Here is an 18,514-nt window from a genome sequence, read left to right as displayed (position 1 = left end):
GATTTTGAATGAACAATACCGCAACCAACACCGCCACTTGCCCTACTGTCAGAAAGCAGATCGGCAAGACAACCTATATCGTCCGTGTGCATTTCAGCCAGACCGCAAAAGAAACGATGGAGGACAAAATCAAGCGTCTGCTCCGTGAAGAAGTCCGCAGAATGTGACTTCTTTGTGAATTTGATGAAAAAGTCCTTGACTTTTCGTCTCTGGCAAAACCGCAAAATCCATCCTGATTTCCTGCGGTGCGCGCCTTGCTGTGTTCGACATTGCGGAGCTGCGGGAGGTCACTTCCTACGACGAGCTGGAGCTGGACACCCTGGGAGACAGGAAAACCGCCCTGTTCCTCATTATGAGCGACACGGACGATAGCTTTAACTTTTTGATCTCCATGTGCTACACCCAGCTGTTCAACCTGCTGTGTGAAAAAGCGGATGATGTTTACGGCGGCAGACTTCCGGTCCATGTGCGCTGTCTTATCGACGAGTGCGCCAACATCGGCCAGATTCCCAAACTGGAAAAGCTGGTGGCCACCATCCGAAGCCGTGAGATCTCCGCTTGTCTGGTGTTGCAGGCGCAAAGCCAGCTCAAAGCCATTTACAAGGACAACGCCGATACCATCATCGGCAATATGGATACCTCCATTTTCCTGGGCGGCAAGGAGCCGACTACCCTCAAGGAACTGGCTGCCGTGCTGGGCAAGGAAACCATCGACACCTACAACACCGGAGAGAGCCGTGGGCGGGAAACTTCCCACTCGCTCAATTATCAAAAATTAGGGAAAGAGCTGATGAGCCAGGACGAGCTGGCCGTCATGGACGGCGGCAAGTGCATCCTTCAGCTGCGCGGTGTGCGCCCTTTCCTTTCGGATAAGTACGACATCACCAAACACCCCAATTTCAAATACACAGCCGATGCAAGCGACAAGAACGCTTTTGACATTGAAGCATTTCTGTCCACCCGGCTGAAGCTCAAGCCCAATGAGGTCTGCGACGTGTACGAAGTAGATACAGAGGGTGCTTAAATCTGTTCCGCTGTGAAAGGAGTGGTCTTATCTATTCGCCGCAACTGCCCTTTTGGGACCATTGGCGTACAAGGCGGACAGTCACCAAAAAATAATGAAAAAAGGAGGACAGCCGGAATCAGCCCCCGGAAACCGGGCGGCGGATTGTCCGGCTTTTGTATGCCTATGAATGACTGAAACTTTATCAAAACGATTCCGGCTAACTATAATTTATGGCATTTTTTAATCAGGCAATCACCGTTTTGCAGACTCTCGTTATCGCTCTGGGCGCTGGTCTCGGCATCTGGGGTGTCATCAACCTGCTGGAAGGTTACGGAAATGACAATCCCGGCGCTAATGCTCATGTACGGTAAGGAAGCAAGCAACCGAAAACAAGAGATAGACCGCCAGCACTACACTATTCCGAACCAAAGACCAAAAGATAAGCATTGTGGGAAAATCTAAACTTTTGGATTTTCCTACAATGCCAACTACGGCGGAATCCCTCCCACTCCTTATATCTTTCTGTATACATTGAATTTGTATTTAGTAAAATGCAGACAACACCACGGATCGGCTTTTGGTTGGACAATTCCAACCAAACACCACAGCAGACAGCAGAAAACATTCTGAACGCTAGGAAGCCGGTATGATTGTTACATATAAGGGGAAGAAAAATTTCTTTTAGGTACTTGCTTTCCTAAAACTGATGTGATACAATGATTTAATCCAGAAAAGGAGTAAAAAATATGCGGCAAGGTATTCTTAAATAAAACTATAATCAAATAGTGGGAACAAAGGATTATGATAGCTCCTTTTGTAGGGGCTTAGTTTTTTGTACCCAATTTAAGAATACTTTTGCCTTATCAATTTTGACATATCCCCAAAAACAGCAATCACAAACAGGTGTATGCTGTATATGTGTATGTCCGCAACTTATAATCCCCAGTGGTAAAAGTATTTTACTGCTGGGGATTTTTATGCCCTTTGGGGCTGTAAAGGGAGGACAATCACATGAAAATAATCAATATTGGAATTCTTGCCCATGTAGACGCTGGAAAGACGACCTTGACGGAGAGCCTGCTATATGCCAGCGGAGCCATTTCAGAACCGGGGAGCGTCGAAAAAGGGACAACGAGGACGGACACCATGTTTTTGGAGCGGCAGCGTGGGATTACCATTCAAGCGGCAGTCACTTCCTTCCAGTGGCACAGATGTAAAGTTAACATTGTGGATACGCCCGGCCACATGGATTTTTTGGCGGAGGTGTACCGCTCTTTGGCTGTTTTAGATGGGGCCATCTTGGTGATCTCCGCTAAAGATGGCGTGCAGGCCCAGACCCGTATTCTGTTCCATGCCCTGCGGAAAATGAACATTCCCACCGTTATCTTTATCAACAAGATCGACCAGGCTGGCGTTGATTTGCAGAGCGTGGTTCAGTCTGTTCGGGATAAGCTCTCCGCCGATATTATCATCAAGCAGACGGTGTCGCTGTCCCCGGAAATAGTCCTGGAGGAAAATACCGACATAGAAGCATGGGATGCGGTCATCGAAAATAACGATGAATTATTGGAAAAGTATATCGCAGGAGAACCAATCAGCCGGGAAAAACTTGCGCGGGAGGAACAGCAGCGGGTTCAAGACGCCTCCCTGTTCCCAGTCTATCATGGCAGCGCCAAAAATGGCCTTGGCATTCAACCGTTGATGGATGCGGTGACAGGGCTGTTCCAACCGATTGGGGAACAGGGGGGCGCCGCCCTATGCGGCAGCGTTTTCAAGGTTGAGTACACCGATTGCGGCCAGCGGCGTGTCTATCTACGGTTATACAGCGGAACGCTGCGCCTGCGGGATACGGTGGCCCTGGCCGGGAGAGAAAAGCTGAAAATCACAGAGATGCGTATTCCATCCAAAGGGGAAATTGTTCGGACAGACACCGCTTATCAGGGTGAAATTGTTATCCTTCCCAGCGACAGCGTGAGGTTAAACGATGTATTAGGGGACCAAACCCGGCTCCCTCGTAAAAGGTGGCGCGAGGACCCCCTCCCCATGCTGCGGACGACGATTGCGCCGAAAACGGCAGCGCAAAGAGAACGGCTGCTGGACGCTCTTACGCAACTTGCGGATACTGACCCGCTTTTGCGTTGCGAAGTGGATTCCATCACCCATGAGATCATTCTTTCTTTTTTGGGCCGGGTGCAGTTGGAGGTTGTTTCCGCTTTGCTGTCGGAAAAATACAAGCTTGAAACAGTGGTAAAGGAACCCTCCGTCATTTATATGGAGCGGCCGCTCAAAGCAGCCAGCCACACCATCCATATCGAGGTGCCGCCCAACCCGTTTTGGGCATCCATAGGACTGTCTGTTACACCACTCTCGCTTGGCTCCGGTGTACAATACGAGAGCCGGGTTTCGCTGGGATACTTGAACCAGAGTTTTCAAAACGCTGTCAGGGATGGTATCCGTTACGGGCTGGAGCAGGGCTTGTTCGGCTGGAACGTAACGGACTGTAAGATTTGCTTTGAATACGGGCTTTATTACAGTCCGGTCAGCACGCCGGCGGACTTCCGCTCATTGGCCCCGATTGTATTGGAACAGGCATTGAAGGAATCGGGGACGCAGCTGCTGGAACCTTATCTCTCCTTCATCCTCTATGCGCCCCAGGAATACCTTTCCAGGGCTTATCATGATGCACCGAAATACTGTGCCACCATCGAAACGGCCCAGGTAAAAAAGGATGAAGTTGTCTTTACTGGCGAGATTCCCGCCCGCTGTATACAGGCATACCGTACTGATCTGGCCTTTTACACCAACGGGCGGAGCGTATGCCTTACAGAGCTGAAAGGATATCAGGCCGCTGTCGGTCAGCCGGTCATCCAGCCCCGCCGTCCAAACAGCCGCCTGGACAAGGTGCGCCATATGTTTCAGAAGGTAATGTAAAGATACATAATCGTCAAGACGGCAACAATCAGAAGTTATGGAGGGTAACAATGGAATATAGTAAGGAAGATTTAATGGAAGCAAAAAAGCAAATTTGGGGAGTGGGAGAGAACATGGGAACAGAGGAAAGTAAAAAAATCTGGGAGGAGAACGCACAATTTTGGGATAATGCAATGGGTGACGAATCTAATGAATTTCACAGAGAGGTAGTGCGTCCCAAAGTAACGGAACTTCTATCTCCTAATCCTGCGGATTACATTTTGGATATTGCGTGTGGCAATGGAAATTATTCTTCGTATCTTGCACAAAGAGGCGCTTCGGTTGTCGCTTTTGATTACAGCAAAAAAATGATAGAATTGGCTAAAAGACGGCAATCACAATATGCAAAACAAATTGAATTTTGTGTGGCGGATGCGACCGATAGAAAAAGTATATTAGAATTAAAAAGAAATCGAGCCTTTACGAAAGCAGTTTCTAATATGGCAATTATGGATATTACGGATATTGAACCACTTCTTATGGCTGTTTATGAACTGTTGCAGGAAAGCGGAATTTTTGTCTTTGCAACGCAACACCCTTGTTTTGTCACGTTGACTGAAAAATATATGACACCGCACAGTTACTATGATATAGCGATTGAAGGGCAACCGAAAGAGCAGATTTATTATCATCGTTCCATACAAGATATTTTTAACCTTTGTTTTAGAGCTGGATTTGTCATTGATGGATTTTATGAAGAATGTTTTAAAACCAACAAAGAAATTCCTATGGTAATGATAGTAAGGCTTAAGAAGGTAAAACGTGATAGCTTAAAATAAATTCAAGTTTGTCGGGTAAATAGCAAACCCAGCCGAGCCAGTCAACGGTCAAGATGAACGGCGCATATGCGCAGCCGTTGACAGCCCCGCCCGCCTTTGCTGGTAGGCAATCAAGGGGCGACAGCAAGAAGTGCCACCGCCCCGCACTATTATTCAGAAAGGGGAATTTCCATGACCGACCAGATAGCCTATCAAGAATATATCCAGCGCAGGTACAACGCCTTTTGCAAGACTGTTATCCGCTGTGCCGCCTTGGACAAGATTTTGAAGCTTAAACGGCAATGGGAACGGCAAGTTTCCCTTGACTATCTGATGAACGAGAAGTTTGTCCAGTTTGCCGCGTCGGAGCCGGACGAGGAATACCCATTTACCGTCTGCGGTCAGACCGTCCTGCTCTGCAACGCCGCCCTTGCCGACGCGATCTCTGTTTTGCCGGAGCAGACGCGGGAAGAAATCCTGCGCTATTACTTTCTGCGCCAGCCGCAGCGCGTGATCGGCGCGTGTATTGGCCGGTCACGCAGCACAGCGGGGCGGCATATCCAGCTTGCCTTGCAGCGGCTACGCGAAGAAATGGGGGTGAGCCGGTATGAGTAGACTTCTCCCCTATGAAACAATCCTCAAAGCCCGTGAGGGCGACCCAGAAGCCGTGAACGCTGTCCTGCTCCACTACGCCGGATATATCCGCTATTTCTCAAAAGTGAACGGGCAGGTCAACGCCGAGGTGGAGGACTATGTAAAGCAGCGGTTAATTGACTGTCAATTCAAGTTCCGGCTTGACGAACCACCGGACAAGTCATAAAAACTGAATACCAGCCGCCACCGACGCGGCCAGCGAAAGCAGTAAGTCTTGAAAAAGATTTACTGCTTTTTTTGTTGTCCGGCTCCGCTCCCGGCCATTTTGCCCCCTGCCGGTTGTAGTAGTAAGCGAGGAGGGAATTTTTCTGCCCTGGTGTTTGGCATTTGGAGCATTTACCCGTAGTAGAGGGCAAAGAGAAAGGATTTCTCCAACACCGGGTAGAAACCACTGCGTCCGGTGTCATTTTAGCGAAAGCGGGCAGGAATGCCCTTTACAGGATTAGTAGTAGCAGAAAAAGAGAAACAAACTTTTGTGGTTGCAGTTTTCCAAAAAAGTGGCGGACGGAAGTGAGAGAAAGTTTGCAGTCACGGAGAGCAAGTTTCTACCACGGTGCCAAAATCCGCAATTCTGCAGTTTTGCCCCTCGCGGGAAACTTGTTGGGGAGTGCCTTCCCCAAACCCTGCTCATGCGCCCTTACGGGCGAGAAAGGAGGTCACACCATGCGAAAGAAATACAACACGCCCCACCGCAGCCGCGTTGTGAAAACCCGGCTGTCCGAAGATGAGTATGCCGACTTCACAGCGCGGCTTGCGCCCTATGGTATCAGCCAGTCCGAATTTCTCCGGCAGGCGATACGGCGGGCGACCATACGCCCGGTTGTCCATGTGTCGTCGGTCAATGACGAGTTGCTTTCCGCTGTCGGGAAGCTGACAGCCGAGTACGGCAGGATCGGCGGCAACCTCAATCAGATTGCCCGGTATCTGAACGAATACGGCGTACCCTACAACACCCTTTCCGGCGAGGTACGCGCCGCCATATCCGACCTTGCCGTCCTCAAGTATGAAGTCCTCAAGAAAGTAGGTGACGCGGTTGGCAACACTCAAGCATATCAACTCTAAAAACGCCGACTACGGAGCCGCCGAGCAATATCTTCTCTTTGAGCATGACGAGTTTACCATGAAGCCCGTCCTTGATGAAACCGGCAGGCTTATCCCCCGCGAGGACTACCGGCTGTCCACGCTGAACTGCGACGGGGAGGATTTTGCCGTTGCGTGTATGCGGGCCAATCTCCGCTATCAGAAAAACCAGCGGCGGGAAGATGTGAAAAGCCACCACTACATCATCAGCTTTGACCCGCGGGACGGGCCGGACAACGGCCTGACCGTAGACCGGGCGCAGGCGTTGGGGGAACAATTCTGTAAAGAGCATTTTCCCGGCCACCAGGCCCTTGTCTGCACCCACCCGGACGGGCATAACCACAGCGGCAACATTCATGTGCATATCGTCATAAACAGCCTGCGGATTGAGGAAGTGCCGTTCCTGCCCTACATGGACAGGCCGGCCGATACGAAAGTCGGCTGCAAGCACCGATGTACCGACGCTGCCCTGCGCTACTTCAAATCCGAAGTCATGGAGATGTGCCACCGGGAGGGGCTTTATCAAATCGACCTCTTGAACGGCAGCAAGAACCGCGTCACCGACCGGGAGTATTGGGCGCAGAAAAAGGGACAGGCCGCGCTGGACAAGCAGAACGCCCCCATGATTGCCGATAGTATCACGCCCCGGCAGACCAAGTTTGAAACGAACAAGGAGAAGCTGCGGCAGACCCTACGGAAAGCCCTTGCCACCGCCGCCAGCTTTGACGAGTTTTCCTCTCTGTTGCTGCAGGAGGGTGTGACCGTCAAGGAGAGCCGGGGGCGGCTTTCCTACCTCACGCCGGACAGGACAAAGCCAATTACCGCCCGGAAGCTGGGCGACGATTTTGACCGCGCCGCTGTCTTTGCCGTTTTAGAGCAAAACGCCGCCAGAGCAGCCGAAGCGCCAGCCAGATCCCCCGATCCCCCACGCACCATAAAAGACCGCTTGCAGGTTGCCAGAGCCGAGATAGCCGCCCCGAAACAGGACGGAGTGCAGCGGCTTGTGGACATTGAGCAGAAAATGGCCGAGGGCAAAGGCCGGGGCTATGAACGCTGGGCGAAGATACACAATCTGAAGCAGGCCGCCAAAACGCTGTCCGTCTACCAGCAATACGGCTTTACTTCCCCGGAGCAGTTAGAAGCCGCCGTTGACACCGCCTATCAGAAAATGCGCCAGACCAGCGGCGAACTGAAAGCACTGGAAACGAAGCTGCAAGGGAAAAAGAAGTTGCAGCGGCAGGTGTTGGCCTACGCCCAGACCAAGGCCGCCCGCGACGGGCTGCGGGCACAGAAATCCGAGAAAGCCCGCGCCGCATACCGGCAGGCCCATGAGAGCGATTTTATCATAGCCGACGCAGCAGCCCGGTATTTCAAGGCGCATGGCATTACCAAGCTGCCCGCCCGGAAAGCGTTGCAGGCCGAGATCGAGCAGCTTATCTCCGAGAAAGACGGCCTGTATAACACCTATCACGAACAGAAACAGCGGTTCAAGGAGTTGCAGACCGTCAAGCGGAACATCGACCAGATTTTGCGCCGGGACGAGCCGCACCGCAGAAAGGAGCAGAGCCATGAGCGATAACCTGCCCCACATGGACTACCGCCAGCACCGGCGGGCGCGGCGGCTGGTACATGAGTGCTGTAACTACGATGAGGGGAACTGCCTGCTATTGGACGACGGGGAGCCTTGCGTGTGCGTCCAGAGCATTTCCTTTTCCCTCATGTGCCACTGGTTCCGTGTGGCTGTCCTGCCCCTTGACGGGGAGCTGGCCGCAGCCCTCTTGTGCCGGGGAAGCCGGAAACGGTGTGCCGTCTGCGGGGCGGCCTTTGTCCCCAAATCCAACCGGGGAAAATACTGCCCCGACTGCGCCGGGCGCATGAAGAAAATCAAAGCCGCCGAGAGAAAGCGGAAACAAAGGCAGAGATGTCACGCTTTAGAGCCTTTCAAACCCGCATAAATCAAGGCTTTTTTCGTGGGTGTCAAAGGGTACGCGATACATTTATCCTTTTCCCCCGGAAACGGCGTTTTAATGCGTGACAATACGCCAAAATCAACCCGAACACAGGGAGGTGATCCTATCGCTGATTATATCAGGGCAGACACGCGGCTGCCCGCCTATCTGCCGTATCCCCGTTTCCTGCTGAAAATGGAGATTTCACAGACCGCCAAGCTGCTGTATTCGCTGCTGTTAGACCGTTCCACCCTCTCCCAGAAAAACAAGTGGCTGGACGACGAGGGCAGGATTTATATTATCTATCCCATCGCGGAGATAGCAGAAATACTGGATAAAGGCAGCACCACCATCAAGGGGGCGCTTAATGAACTGGACACGGCGGGGCTGTTGGAACGGGAACGGGGCGGCTTCTCCGCACCGAACCGGCTTTATGTCAAAGTACCGCCAGTGCCACAGGTACAGTTTTCAGACCAACTGATGGCCGGAAGTCCGCCCCTCATAGAGCCGGAAAACCGTCCTACTGATGGTCAGAAAACCGACCTTATGATGGTCGGAAAACCGTCCCCTAACCAAACTACTATAAACAACCTTACAGAGAGCCAAACAAAGGGAGTGAGTGGGGGGCCGTCCGCGCCCTATGGCCGATATGGAAATATTTTTCTGTCACAGACCGAATACGACGAGTTGCAGGCAGAGTACCCTGACAGGCTGGAACGGTTCATCGAGGAAATGAGCCGCTACCTTGCCGCCAACGGGAAAAGCTACCAGAACTATGCCGCCGCCCTGCGGATATGGGCGGGGAACGACAAAAAGGAAGCCCCTAAAAAGGGCATACCAGACTACTCATGCAAGGAGGGCGAGAGTTTATGAAGAATGAAATCAACGCGGTTTTGGAGAATATGACGACCACCATCCCGGAGCCGGAGGACTACACCGGCGAGGACGGTTTACTGTACTGCGGCAAGTGCCGCAAGCCGAAAGAAGCCTATTTTGCGCCGGATAAGGCCGCTATCTTCGGGCGCGACCGCCACCCGGCAGAGTGCGACTGCCAGAGAACCGCCCGCGAGGAACGGGAAGCCGCCGAAAAGCGGCGCAGACACCTTGACACCGTGGAAGAACTGAAACGCCGGGGCTTTACCGACCCCACCATGCGGGACTGGACTTTCGAGAACGACAACGGCAGGAACCCGCAGACCGGGCTTGCCCGCCGGTATGTGGAGCATTGGGAAGATATGCGGACAGACAATATCGGCTGCCTGTTCTGGGGCGGCGTAGGCACCGGCAAAAGCTACCTTGCAGGCTGTATCGCAAACGCCCTCATGGAGAAAGAAATCCCCGTCCGCATGACGAACTTTGCTCTTATCCTCAATGACCTTGCCGCCAGCTTTGAGGGGCGCAACGAGTACATTTCCCGCCTTTGTCGTTATCCGCTGCTGATCCTTGACGACTTCGGCATGGAACGCGGGACGGAATACGGGCTGGAACAGGTGTTCAATGTGATTGACAGCCGTTACCGCAGCGGCAAGCCGCTGATCGTCACGACCAACCTTACGCTGGACGACCTGCACAACCCGGAGGACACCGCCCATTCCCGGATTTATGACCGCCTGCTTTCCATGTGCGTCCCGGTACGCTTTACCGGCGACAACTTCCGGCAGGAAACCGCCAAGCGGAAAATGGAGAGCATGAAGAAACTGATTACCGACTGAAAGGAGTATTGCCTATGGCAGATAACAAGCAGCACGACACCCGCACCACCCGCCGCCCTGACTGTGTGACGGAAATCCGCATGGGCAATTCCGTCCTTGTCGTGTCCGGCTATTTCAAGAAAGACACCACAACCACAGCCGCCGACAAAATGGCGCGGGTACTGGAAGCGGAAGCCGCTGCTACACAGGAGCCGACTTATCCGGCGTGAACCGGGGCATGGAAAAGCGGCCATGCCAGGGAGCATGACCGCTGGAACGAAAATCGGAAGTGCTTTAGCAATTCTTAATCTCATTCTCTATAAAATAATTTGCAATTTCAAAGGCTTTTATTCTTCTCTTTGCCAATGTGATTTGTGATTTATAACGCTCGGAATTATCCTTTGATTCAAATGTTTTTACTGTTTCTCTTAGCTTGTGCAGAGTTGAATCAATTTGCCTTTTGGCCGCGGTTAATTCATCTATTGTATACTTCATGTTTTCTCCTTTAACTTCTGATTTTTTTGTTAAATCAGAGTATACCACGGAGTTATGAACTTTTCTACTGCAAATATGGGACGACAACCCATACCATAAAAATCGGAAAATTGAAAAGCTGTAAAGAAGCAAATTTAACGCTTTTGCCGCTGTACAGCCCCCGCCGTTCCGTGGTACAATGAAACCACGGAATAGTGGGGCTGGCTGTCGGAAACGGAGGATTTTATGTTAAGACAAGCCACCCAAAACCTCATTACCGCCCTTTATCCGAGATTGTCCCACGAGGATGAATTGCAAGGCGAGAGTAATTCCATATCGAACCAAAAAAGGATACTCGAAACCTACGCAAAACAGAACGGCTTTACCAATCTGCGCTGGTACACCGACGACGGTTTTTCCGGCGCGAACTTCCAGCGGCCCGGATTTCAAGCCATGCTTGCGGACATTGAAGCCGGGAAAGTGGGTACGGTCATCGTCAAGGACATGAGCCGGTTAGGGCGAAACTACTTGCAGGTAGGGTTTTACACGGAAATGCTGTTCCCTCAAAAGGGTGTGCGTTTTATCGCTGTCAACGATAATGTGGACAGTGCCAGCGAGGGCATGGACAACGATTTTACCCCGCTGCGAAATCTGTTCAATGAATGGCTGGTGAGAGATACGAGCAAGAAAATCAAGGCAGTGAAAAAGTCAAAAGGCATGAGCGGCAAGCCTGTTACCAGCAAGCCGGTTTACGGCTATGTGATGGACGAGGACGAGAATTTTATTATAGACGAGGAAGCCGCCCCGGTGGTGCAGCAGATTTACCAGCTTTGCCTTGCCGGGAACGGCCCGACCAAGATTGCCCGTATGCTGACGGAGCAGCAAATCCCCACGCCGGGGACGCTGGAATATCAGCGGACAGGCAGCACCCGCCGTTATCACCCAGGCTATGAGTGCAAATGGGCGACCAACACCGTCGTTCATATCCTCGAAAACCGAGAGTACACCGGATGTCTGGTGAACTTCAAAACGGAAAAGCCTTCTTATAAGGTCAAGCACAGCATAGAGAACCCCGTCGAGAAGCAGGCCATTTTCGAGAACCACCATGAGCCGATCATCGACAAGGAAACATGGGAACGGGTGCAGGAGTTACGCAAACAGCGCAAACGCCCGAACCGCTACGATGAAGTGGGGCTGTTCTCCGGGATTTTGTTCTGCGCCGACTGCGGCCATGTGCTGTATCAGCAGCGGTATCAGAACAAAGACCGCAAACAGGACTGCTACATCTGCGGCAGCTACAAGAAGCGCACCCGCAACTGTACGGCGCACTTTATCCGCACCGATCTGTTGACCGCTGGTGTCCTGGCAAATCTCCGGCAAGTGACCGAATACGCAGCCAAGCATGAGAGCCGGTTTGTGAAACTACTTGTCCAGCAGAACGAGATCGGCGGCAAGCGAAAGACCGCCGCAGCCATCAAGCAGCTTGAACAGGCGCAGGAACGCATTTCTGAAATCAGCCGCATTATCAAGCGGCTGTATGAGGACAATGTAAACGGCAAAATCAGCGATGAGCGTTTCATGGAACTGTCGGCTGACTACGAAGCCGAGCAAGCGGAGCTGAAAAAGAGAGCCGCCGCCCTGCAAGCCGAACTGGACAAGTCACAGGCAGCTACCGTCAACGCCGAGAAATTTATGGGCATTGTCCGCAAGCACCTTGCCTTTGAAGAACTGACCCCCACTCTCTTGCGGGAAATGATCGAGAAAATTGTGGTGCATGAGTGCAGCTATGATGAGAACGGCACCCGCAGGCAGGACATTGAGATTTATTACAGCTTTGTCGGCAAGATTGACTTGCCCGAATAACCGCCCGACCTATCCGACACAATGGCCAAGTGTCGGATAGGAACGGCAAAATTTTTTGCACTTCTATTGCTTCTTTATCACACATAAGCAAAAAGCCAAGGCATGAAGCAGCTCATGGCTGGCGCTGGCGTCGCCGTGGTCGGCATGGTCCTCGTACCCCTGCTCTCCGGTCTGTTTACCGTCTAAACTGTCCCTGGAAAATCCTTGCCCCTCCCGTAATAATCGGGAGGGGCTGAAAGGAGGTCGCACTGTATGGATTTTCTGCTGGACGCGCTTACTGAGTGGCTCAAGGAAATGCTGGTAGGCGGCATTATGGGAAACCTGTCCGGGATGTTCGATTCTGTAAACCAGCAGGTCGGAGATATATCCGTGCAGGTTGGGCAAACACCGCAGGGCTGGAACGGCGGTATTTTCAACATGATCCAGAACCTCTCCAACTCCATTATGGTTCCCATCGCCGGTGTGATTCTGGCGATTGTAATGACGCTGGAACTAATCCAGATGATTACCGATAAAAACAACCTGCATGATGTGGATACCTGGATGATTTTCAAGTGGGTGTTCAAGTCAGCCGCAGCCATACTCCTTGTCACGAATACATGGAATATCGTCATGGGCGTGTTCGATATGGCGCAGAGCGTGGTGGCACAGGCATCCGGGATCATTTCTTCGGATGCCGCCATTGATATTTCCTCTGTCCTTACGGACATGGAACCCCGGCTGATGGAAATGGATTTGGGTCCGCTGTTCGGGCTTTGGTTCCAGAGTATGTTTATCGGCGTTACCATGTGGGCGCTGTATATCTGCATTTTCATCGTGATTTATGGCCGTATGATAGAAATTTACCTTGTGACATCCGTTGCGCCCATCCCCATGGCTGCCATGATGGGCAAGGAATGGGGCGGCATGGGCCAGAACTATCTGCGCTCCCTGCTGGCGCTGGGATTCCAGGCATTTCTTATCATTGTCTGTGTGGCGATTTATGCTGTACTGGTGCAGGGCATCGCTACCGAGGAAGATGTGATTATGGCGATTTGGAGCTGTGTGGGCTATACGGTTTTACTGTGCTTTACCCTCTTTAAGACCGGAAGCCTTGCAAAAGCTGTATTCCAGGCTCATTAAGGAGGAGGGAGTTTCTATGGCCTATGTACCTGTACCCAAAGACCTGACGAAAGTCAAAACCAAGGTTGCTTTCAACTTAACCAAGCGGCAGTTAGTCTGCTTCGGCGGAGGGGCGCTTTTGGGCGTACCGCTGTTCTTTCTGCTCCGTGGCTCTGCCGGGAACAGTACGGCAGCCCTGTGCATGATGTTCGTGATGCTGCCTTTCTTCCTGCTGGCGATGTACGAAAAGCATGGTCAGCCGTTGGAAAAGATCGTGGGCAATATCATCCGCGTCACGGTGATCCGCCCCAGGCAGCGCCCCTACCGCACCAATAACTTCTATGCCGTGCTGCAGCGGCAGGCAAATCTCGACGAGGAGGTGTCACACATTGTTTACGGCAATCAAACGCTGGCTGCACCGGCTGTTCGGAAAAAACGAGGAAAAAGCTGTGCAGCCGGTCAAAACAAAGAAAAAGCTGTCCCGCGCCGACAGAAAGCAGATTGAAGCTGCGATTGCCCGCGCAAACCGCACGGACAAAAAGGAAAAATCGGCACAGGACAGTATCCCTTATGAACGAATGTGGCCGGACGGTATCTGCCGGGTATCAGACGGTCACTACACAAAAACCATTCAATTTCAGGACATCAACTATCAGCTCTCACAGAACGAGGATAAAACCGCGATTTTCGAGGGCTGGTGCGATTTCCTCAACTACTTCGACAGCTCGATTCAGTTTGAGCTGTCTTTTTTGAACCTTGCAGCATCGGAGGAAACCTTTGCCCGCGCCATCAACATCCCTCTCCAGGGGGACGATTTTGACAGCATCCGCATCGAATACATGACCATGCTGCAAAACCAGCTGGCAAAGGGAAATAACGGCCTGATCAAAACCAAGTATCTCACCTTTGGCATTGACGCGGACAGCATCAAGGCGGCCAAGCCCCGTCTGGAGCGCATTGAGACCGACATTCTCAATAACTTCAAGCGGCTGGGCGTGGCGGCGGAAACGCTGGACGGAAAGGCGCGGCTTGCCCAACTGCATGGTATCTTCCACATGGACGAGCAGCTGCCGTTCCGGTTTGAGTGGGACTGGCTCCCCTCCAGCGGCCTGTCCACCAAGGACTTTATCGCCCCCAGCTCCTTTGAGTTCCGCACCGGCAAGCAGTTCCGCATGGGCAAGAAGTACGGAGCCGTCAGCTTCGTACAAATTTTGGCCCCAGAGCTGAATGACCGGATGCTGGCCGATTTTCTGGATATGGAATCCAACCTGATTGTCAGCCTGCACATCCAGTCAGTGGATCAGATCAAGGCCATCAAGACGGTCAAACGAAAAATCACCGATCTGGATAAATCCAAAATCGAGGAACAGAAAAAGGCTGTCCGTGCCGGGTACGACATAGACATCATTCCCTCCGACCTTGCCACTTATGGTGTTGAGGCCAAAAAGCTCTTGCAGGATTTGCAGAGCCGCAACGAGCGAATGTTCCTTGTTACCTTCCTGGTGCTGAACACGGCGGATAACCCCCGCCAGCTGGACAACAATGTGTTCCAGGCAAGCTCCATCGCGCAGAAATACAACTGCCGGCTGACAAGGCTGGACTTCCAGCAGGAAGAAGGGCTGATGAGCTGCCTGCCTTTGGGTCTCAATCAGATCGAAATTCAGCGGGGGCTGACCACCAGTTCCACGGCTATCTTTGTGCCGTTCACCACACAGGAATTATTCCAGAACGGTAAAGAGGCGCTGTACTACGGCATCAACGCCCTGTCCAACAACCTTATCATGGTGGACCGCAAGCTGCTGAAAAACCCCAACGGCCTGATTCTCGGTACGCCGGGTTCCGGCAAGTCCTTCAGCGCCAAGCGCGAGATCGCCAACTGCTTCCTGCTGACTTCCGACGAGGTGGAAATCCTGGATCCGGAAGCGGAATATGCCCCGCTGGTGGAGCGTCTGCATGGGCAGGTTATCAAAATTTCGCCCACTTCCACCAACTACATCAACCCCATGGACCTGAACCTGGACTATTCGGATGATGAAAGCCCGCTGTCCCTCAAATCCGACTTCATTCTCAGCCTGTGCGAGCTGATCGTGGGCGGCAAGGAGGGCTTGCAGCCGGTGCAGAAAACCATCATCGACCGCTGTGTGCGGCTGGTCTATCAGGACTATCTCAACGATCCGCGCCCGGAGAATATGCCCATTCTGGAGGATTTGTATAATCTCTTGCGGGCGCAGGAGGAAAAAGAGGCACAGTACATCGCCACAGCGCTGGAAATCTATGTGACCGGCTCCCTCAATGTGTTCAACCACCGAACCAATGTGGACATCAACAACCGTATTGTCTGCTATGACATTAAGGAACTGGGCAAGCAGCTGAAGAAAATCGGGATGCTGGTGGTGCAGGATCAGGTGTGGAACCGCGTCACCATCAACCGCGCCGCCCACAAGTCCACCCGTTACTACATCGACGAGATGCACCTGCTGCTGAAAGAGGAACAGACCGCCGCCTATACAGTGGAAATCTGGAAGCGGTTCCGCAAGTGGGGCGGCATCCCGACTGGTATCACACAGAATGTCAAAGACCTTTTGAGCAGCCGCGAGGTTGAGAACATCTTTGAAAACTCCGACTTCGTGTATATGCTCAACCAGGCGGGCGGAGACCGGCAGATTCTTGCCAAACAGCTGGGCATTTCCCCGCACCAGCTATCCTATGTGACCCACTCCGGCGAGGGCGAGGGACTTTTGTTCTACGGCTCCACCATCCTGCCTTTTGTGGACCACTTCCCCAAGAATACGGAACTGTACCGTATCATGACCACCAAGCCGTTGGACTTAAAAAAGGAGGATGAACAGCATGACAAAGAAAGAAATTGAAAAAGGCGCAGGTCTGCTTCTGGCCGCTGTCAGCGGATGTGAGCAGATGGTGGAACTGCTTCGCGCCGCCGTCCATTACTGCTATGAGCAGGAAAAGACAGCAAAAAATCTCACGCCCAAGGGCTATGCCGGATTTACCCGGATTCACCATATCTGGACAGAGGGCATACCGGATGTTCCCAAGCTGTTTATGGGCAGCCCGATTCAGGATCGGGACATGGCAAGAGGAACCCTGATGGCGCTTTTCCTGTCCACAACGGTCTTTCCGGCAGAAACCATTCAGATTCCGGTATATGCGGAAACCTGTGTGCTGCTGGATGACCTGATGGCGGGTGGCTGGTATGCGTAAGGAACCGCGCCTGCGCTTTACAGACGAGGAACGGGCTGACCCGGCGCTGGAGAAGCCCATCCGTAAAGTAGACCGGGCCGCCGTCAAAGCAGACAAGGCGCAGGCGAAAATCCCGAAAAAGCAGGTGCGGCAAAAAGCGGTGGACCTGGGGACCGGCAAAGTGACTACCAAACTGGTGCTGGAGGACAAGAAAAAGCCGCCCTCCAAGCTGTCCCATGCGGTCCGGGATGCTCCGGGAGATGCGGCGCTGGGGAAACTCCACAAGGAAATCCGTGAAACGGAACAGGACAATGTGGGCGTGGAGAGCGCCCACAAGTCCGAGGAAGCTGTTGAAACCGGTGCGCGGCTGGTCCGGGAAGGCTACCGCAGCCACAAGCTGAAGCCATACCGCAAGGCGGCACAGGCGGAACAAAAGCTGGAAAAGGCCAATGTAAACGCCCTGTATCAAAAGTCCCTGCGGGAAAATCCCCAGCTTACCAGTAATCCGTTTTCACGCTGGCAGCAGAAGCAGGCCATCAAAAAGGAATACGCCGCCGCCAAGCGCGCCGGTCAAGCTGCCGGAAACACCGCCAACACCGCAAAAAAGACCGGCAAGGCCGCCAAGACGGTCAAGGAAAAGGCACAGCAGGCCGGAGCATTTGTTATGCGCCACAAAAAAGGCTTTTTGCTTGTGGGCGCGATTTTTCTGCTCATCTGCCTGCTGCTCAACACCATGTCCTCCTGCTCCATGATGGCGCAGAGCATTGGTTCTGCCATTTCCGGCTCTACCTATCCGTCGGATGACCTGGAGCTGGTGGCGGTGGAGGCCGATTACGCCGCCAAGGAAGCGGCGCTGCAAGCTGAGATCGACAACATTGAGATCAGCCATCCGGGATATGACGAATACCGTTATGACCTGGATATGATCGGGCATGACCCCCATGAGTTGGCGGCTTATCTGTCTGCTGTGTTGCAGGGCTATACTCGCCAGAGCGCACAGGCGGAGCTGGAGCGTGTGTTTGATGCACAGTATCAGCTTACGCTCACCGAGGAAGTCGAGGTGCGCTACCGGACGGAAACCCGAACGGACAGCGAGGGCAACAGCTATACCGTTGAGGTTCCCTACAACTACTACATCCTCAATGTGAAGCTCACCAGCAAGCCTATATCCTCTGTGGCTTCGGAGCTGCTGACCCCGGAACAGCTAGAGATGTATCAGGTGTACCGGCAGACACTGGGCAACAAGCCGCTGATCTTCGGCGGCGGTTCCACGAATACCAGTGATTCCGAGAGTTTGGAGGGTGTGGAGTTTGTAAACGGCACACGCCCCGGCAACCCGGAGCTGGTGGAACTGGCCAAACGTCAGGTAGGAAATGTGGGCGGTCAGCCCTACTGGAGCTGGTACGGATTCAATTCCCGCGTGGAATGGTGCGCCTGCTTCGTGTCCTGGTGCTACGGCCAGATGGGGCTGTCTGAACCGCGCTTTGCGGGCTGTCAATCCCAGGGTGTACCCTGGTTCCAGTCACATGGGCAATGGGGCGCGCGGGGCTATGACAACCTCGCCCCCGGCGATGCCATCTTCTTCGATTGGGACCTGGACGGCAGCGCCGACCATGTGGGCATCGTCATCGGCACAGACGGCAGCCGCGTTTATACCGTAGAGGGAAACAGCGGCGATGCCTGCAAAATCAGAAGCTACGATGTGAACTATGAGTGCATCAAGGGCTACGGCCTGATGAACTGGTGACAAATCTTTTGATAGGAGTGATT

Annotated in this window: 19 protein-coding genes and 2 pseudogenes; 20 read left to right on the top strand and 1 reads right to left on the bottom strand. The window is 52.9% G+C overall.

The genetic code is table 11. The features are described from left to right. Window positions 1–8 precede the first annotated feature (8 nt). From M1L66_RS28435 to M1L66_RS28375, 13 genes and pseudogenes are all read left to right on the top strand, one after another. Complete coding sequence (locus M1L66_RS28435; protein ID WP_003500132.1) at window positions 9–167, top strand: transposon-encoded TnpW family protein; 159 nt, start codon at window positions 9–11, stop codon at window positions 165–167. Between the two features lie 41 nt (window positions 168–208). Beyond that, window positions 209–1,024, top strand: a pseudogene (locus tag M1L66_RS28430) (VirD4-like conjugal transfer protein, CD1115 family); the annotation flags it as partial. Window positions 1,025–1,236: 212 nt separating this feature from the next. Beyond that, complete coding sequence (locus M1L66_RS28425) at window positions 1,237–1,377, top strand: Maff2 family mobile element protein (protein WP_006771834.1); 141 nt, start codon at window positions 1,237–1,239, stop codon at window positions 1,375–1,377. Between the two features lie 640 nt (window positions 1,378–2,017). Further along, a complete protein-coding gene (tet(W), locus tag M1L66_RS28420; RefSeq protein WP_002586627.1) occupies window positions 2,018–3,937 on the top strand; it encodes a tetracycline resistance ribosomal protection protein Tet(W) in 1,920 nt (639 codons plus the stop codon). A gap of 50 nt (window positions 3,938–3,987) precedes the next feature. Continuing rightward, window positions 3,988–4,755, top strand: a complete 768-nt coding sequence (locus tag M1L66_RS28415) for a class I SAM-dependent methyltransferase (protein ID WP_002586626.1) — start codon at window positions 3,988–3,990, stop codon at window positions 4,753–4,755. Between the two features lie 171 nt (window positions 4,756–4,926). Further along, window positions 4,927–5,349, top strand: a complete 423-nt coding sequence (locus M1L66_RS28410) for a sigma-70 family RNA polymerase sigma factor (RefSeq protein WP_002586616.1) — start codon at window positions 4,927–4,929, stop codon at window positions 5,347–5,349. After that, entirely contained in the window at window positions 5,342–5,554 is a 213-nt protein-coding gene (locus M1L66_RS28405) for a helix-turn-helix domain-containing protein (RefSeq protein ID WP_002586615.1), read from the top strand. Before M1L66_RS28410 ends, M1L66_RS28405 begins: the two co-directional genes overlap by 8 nt. Window positions 5,555–6,051: 497 nt before the next feature. Beyond that, complete coding sequence (locus M1L66_RS28400; protein WP_002596229.1) at window positions 6,052–6,450, top strand: plasmid mobilization protein; 399 nt, start codon at window positions 6,052–6,054, stop codon at window positions 6,448–6,450. Then, entirely contained in the window at window positions 6,422–8,047 is a 1,626-nt protein-coding gene (locus M1L66_RS28395) for a relaxase/mobilization nuclease domain-containing protein (RefSeq protein WP_002596230.1), read from the top strand. The genes M1L66_RS28400 and M1L66_RS28395 overlap by 29 nt, the downstream gene beginning before the upstream one ends. Beyond that, window positions 8,037–8,423 carry a cysteine-rich VLP domain-containing protein gene (locus tag M1L66_RS28390; protein ID WP_002596231.1) on the top strand — a complete coding sequence of 129 codons (387 nt, stop codon included), beginning with the start codon at window positions 8,037–8,039 and terminating at the stop codon, window positions 8,421–8,423. Before M1L66_RS28395 ends, M1L66_RS28390 begins: the two co-directional genes overlap by 11 nt. Before the next feature lie 132 nt (window positions 8,424–8,555). Next, on the top strand, window positions 8,556–9,290 hold the full coding sequence (locus tag M1L66_RS28385) for a replication initiator protein A (RefSeq protein WP_087325174.1): 735 nt from the start codon (window positions 8,556–8,558) through the stop codon (window positions 9,288–9,290). Beyond that, a complete protein-coding gene (locus M1L66_RS28380; RefSeq protein WP_002596233.1) occupies window positions 9,287–10,129 on the top strand; it encodes an ATP-binding protein in 843 nt (280 codons plus the stop codon). Before M1L66_RS28385 ends, M1L66_RS28380 begins: the two co-directional genes overlap by 4 nt. A gap of 14 nt (window positions 10,130–10,143) precedes the next feature. Beyond that, a complete protein-coding gene (locus M1L66_RS28375) occupies window positions 10,144–10,338 on the top strand; it encodes a transposon-encoded TnpW family protein (RefSeq protein ID WP_002596234.1) in 195 nt (64 codons plus the stop codon). A gap of 64 nt (window positions 10,339–10,402) precedes the next feature. On the opposite strand, the gene M1L66_RS28370 is transcribed toward M1L66_RS28375, so the two are convergent. Then, window positions 10,403–10,603 (bottom strand): hypothetical protein, encoded by a 201-nt coding sequence (locus M1L66_RS28370; protein WP_002596235.1) that lies wholly within the window; start codon window positions 10,601–10,603, stop codon window positions 10,403–10,405. Between the two features lie 225 nt (window positions 10,604–10,828). Here M1L66_RS28370 and M1L66_RS28365 point away from each other — a divergent pair, with 225 nt between their 5' ends. The 7 genes and pseudogenes from M1L66_RS28365 to M1L66_RS28335 all read left to right on the top strand — a co-directional run bounded on the left by M1L66_RS28365 (window position 10,829) and on the right by M1L66_RS28335 (window position 18,491). After that, the gene (locus tag M1L66_RS28365; protein WP_002596236.1) at window positions 10,829–12,445 is read left to right on the top strand and encodes a recombinase family protein; all 1,617 of its coding nucleotides are present in this window, start codon (window positions 10,829–10,831) and stop codon (window positions 12,443–12,445) included. A gap of 87 nt (window positions 12,446–12,532) precedes the next feature. Continuing rightward, a pseudogene (locus tag M1L66_RS28360) lies at window positions 12,533–12,631 on the top strand (Maff2 family mobile element protein); the annotation flags it as partial. A 66-nt stretch (window positions 12,632–12,697) separates the two neighbouring features. After that, complete coding sequence (locus tag M1L66_RS28355) at window positions 12,698–13,567, top strand: VirB6/TrbL-like conjugal transfer protein, CD1112 family (protein ID WP_002571025.1); 870 nt, start codon at window positions 12,698–12,700, stop codon at window positions 13,565–13,567. Window positions 13,568–13,583: 16 nt separating this feature from the next. After that, window positions 13,584–14,051 (top strand): PrgI family protein, encoded by a 468-nt coding sequence (locus tag M1L66_RS28350; RefSeq protein ID WP_002571026.1) that lies wholly within the window; start codon window positions 13,584–13,586, stop codon window positions 14,049–14,051. Then, window positions 13,996–16,416, top strand: coding sequence for a VirB4-like conjugal transfer ATPase, CD1110 family (locus M1L66_RS28345; protein WP_002571027.1), 2,421 nt, complete (start codon window positions 13,996–13,998; stop codon window positions 16,414–16,416). The genes M1L66_RS28350 and M1L66_RS28345 overlap by 56 nt, the downstream gene beginning before the upstream one ends. Continuing rightward, a complete protein-coding gene (locus M1L66_RS28340) occupies window positions 16,397–16,765 on the top strand; it encodes a hypothetical protein (protein WP_002571028.1) in 369 nt (122 codons plus the stop codon). The genes M1L66_RS28345 and M1L66_RS28340 overlap by 20 nt, the downstream gene beginning before the upstream one ends. Continuing rightward, window positions 16,758–18,491, top strand: a complete 1,734-nt coding sequence (locus tag M1L66_RS28335) for a CHAP domain-containing protein (RefSeq protein WP_002571029.1) — start codon at window positions 16,758–16,760, stop codon at window positions 18,489–18,491. Before M1L66_RS28340 ends, M1L66_RS28335 begins: the two co-directional genes overlap by 8 nt. The last annotated feature ends 23 nt before the right edge of the window (window positions 18,492–18,514 follow it).

The sequence above is a fragment of the Hungatella sp. SB206 genome (assembly GCF_051132295.1).
GTDB classification, from domain to species: domain Bacteria; phylum Bacillota; class Clostridia; order Lachnospirales; family Lachnospiraceae; genus Hungatella; species Hungatella effluvii.
The sequence above is the reverse complement of the archived record's forward strand: the minus strand, read 5'-3'. Positions and strand labels throughout refer to the sequence as shown.

Bases quoted from the DNA above. Each gene is read 5' to 3' on its own strand.
- M1L66_RS28435 (WP_003500132.1), top strand. From the start codon at position 9: ATGAACAATACCGCAACCAACACCGCCACTTGCCCTACTGTCAGAAAG.
- M1L66_RS28425 (WP_006771834.1), top strand. From the start codon at position 1,237: ATGGCATTTTTTAATCAGGCAATCACCGTTTTGCAGACTCTCGTTATC.
- M1L66_RS28415 (WP_002586626.1), top strand. From the start codon at position 3,988: ATGGAATATAGTAAGGAAGATTTAATGGAAGCAAAAAAGCAAATTTGG.
- M1L66_RS28410 (WP_002586616.1), top strand. From the start codon at position 4,927: ATGACCGACCAGATAGCCTATCAAGAATATATCCAGCGCAGGTACAAC.
- M1L66_RS28405 (WP_002586615.1), top strand. From the start codon at position 5,342: ATGAGTAGACTTCTCCCCTATGAAACAATCCTCAAAGCCCGTGAGGGC.
- M1L66_RS28400 (WP_002596229.1), top strand. From the start codon at position 6,052: ATGCGAAAGAAATACAACACGCCCCACCGCAGCCGCGTTGTGAAAACC.
- M1L66_RS28390 (WP_002596231.1), top strand. From the start codon at position 8,037: ATGAGCGATAACCTGCCCCACATGGACTACCGCCAGCACCGGCGGGCG.
- M1L66_RS28380 (WP_002596233.1), top strand. From the start codon at position 9,287: ATGAAGAATGAAATCAACGCGGTTTTGGAGAATATGACGACCACCATC.
- M1L66_RS28375 (WP_002596234.1), top strand. From the start codon at position 10,144: ATGGCAGATAACAAGCAGCACGACACCCGCACCACCCGCCGCCCTGAC.
- M1L66_RS28370 (WP_002596235.1), bottom strand. From the start codon at position 10,603: ATGAAGTATACAATAGATGAATTAACCGCGGCCAAAAGGCAAATTGAT.
- M1L66_RS28365 (WP_002596236.1), top strand. From the start codon at position 10,829: ATGTTAAGACAAGCCACCCAAAACCTCATTACCGCCCTTTATCCGAGA.
- M1L66_RS28355 (WP_002571025.1), top strand. From the start codon at position 12,698: ATGGATTTTCTGCTGGACGCGCTTACTGAGTGGCTCAAGGAAATGCTG.
- M1L66_RS28350 (WP_002571026.1), top strand. From the start codon at position 13,584: ATGGCCTATGTACCTGTACCCAAAGACCTGACGAAAGTCAAAACCAAG.
- M1L66_RS28340 (WP_002571028.1), top strand. From the start codon at position 16,397: ATGACAAAGAAAGAAATTGAAAAAGGCGCAGGTCTGCTTCTGGCCGCT.
- M1L66_RS28335 (WP_002571029.1), top strand. From the start codon at position 16,758: ATGCGTAAGGAACCGCGCCTGCGCTTTACAGACGAGGAACGGGCTGAC.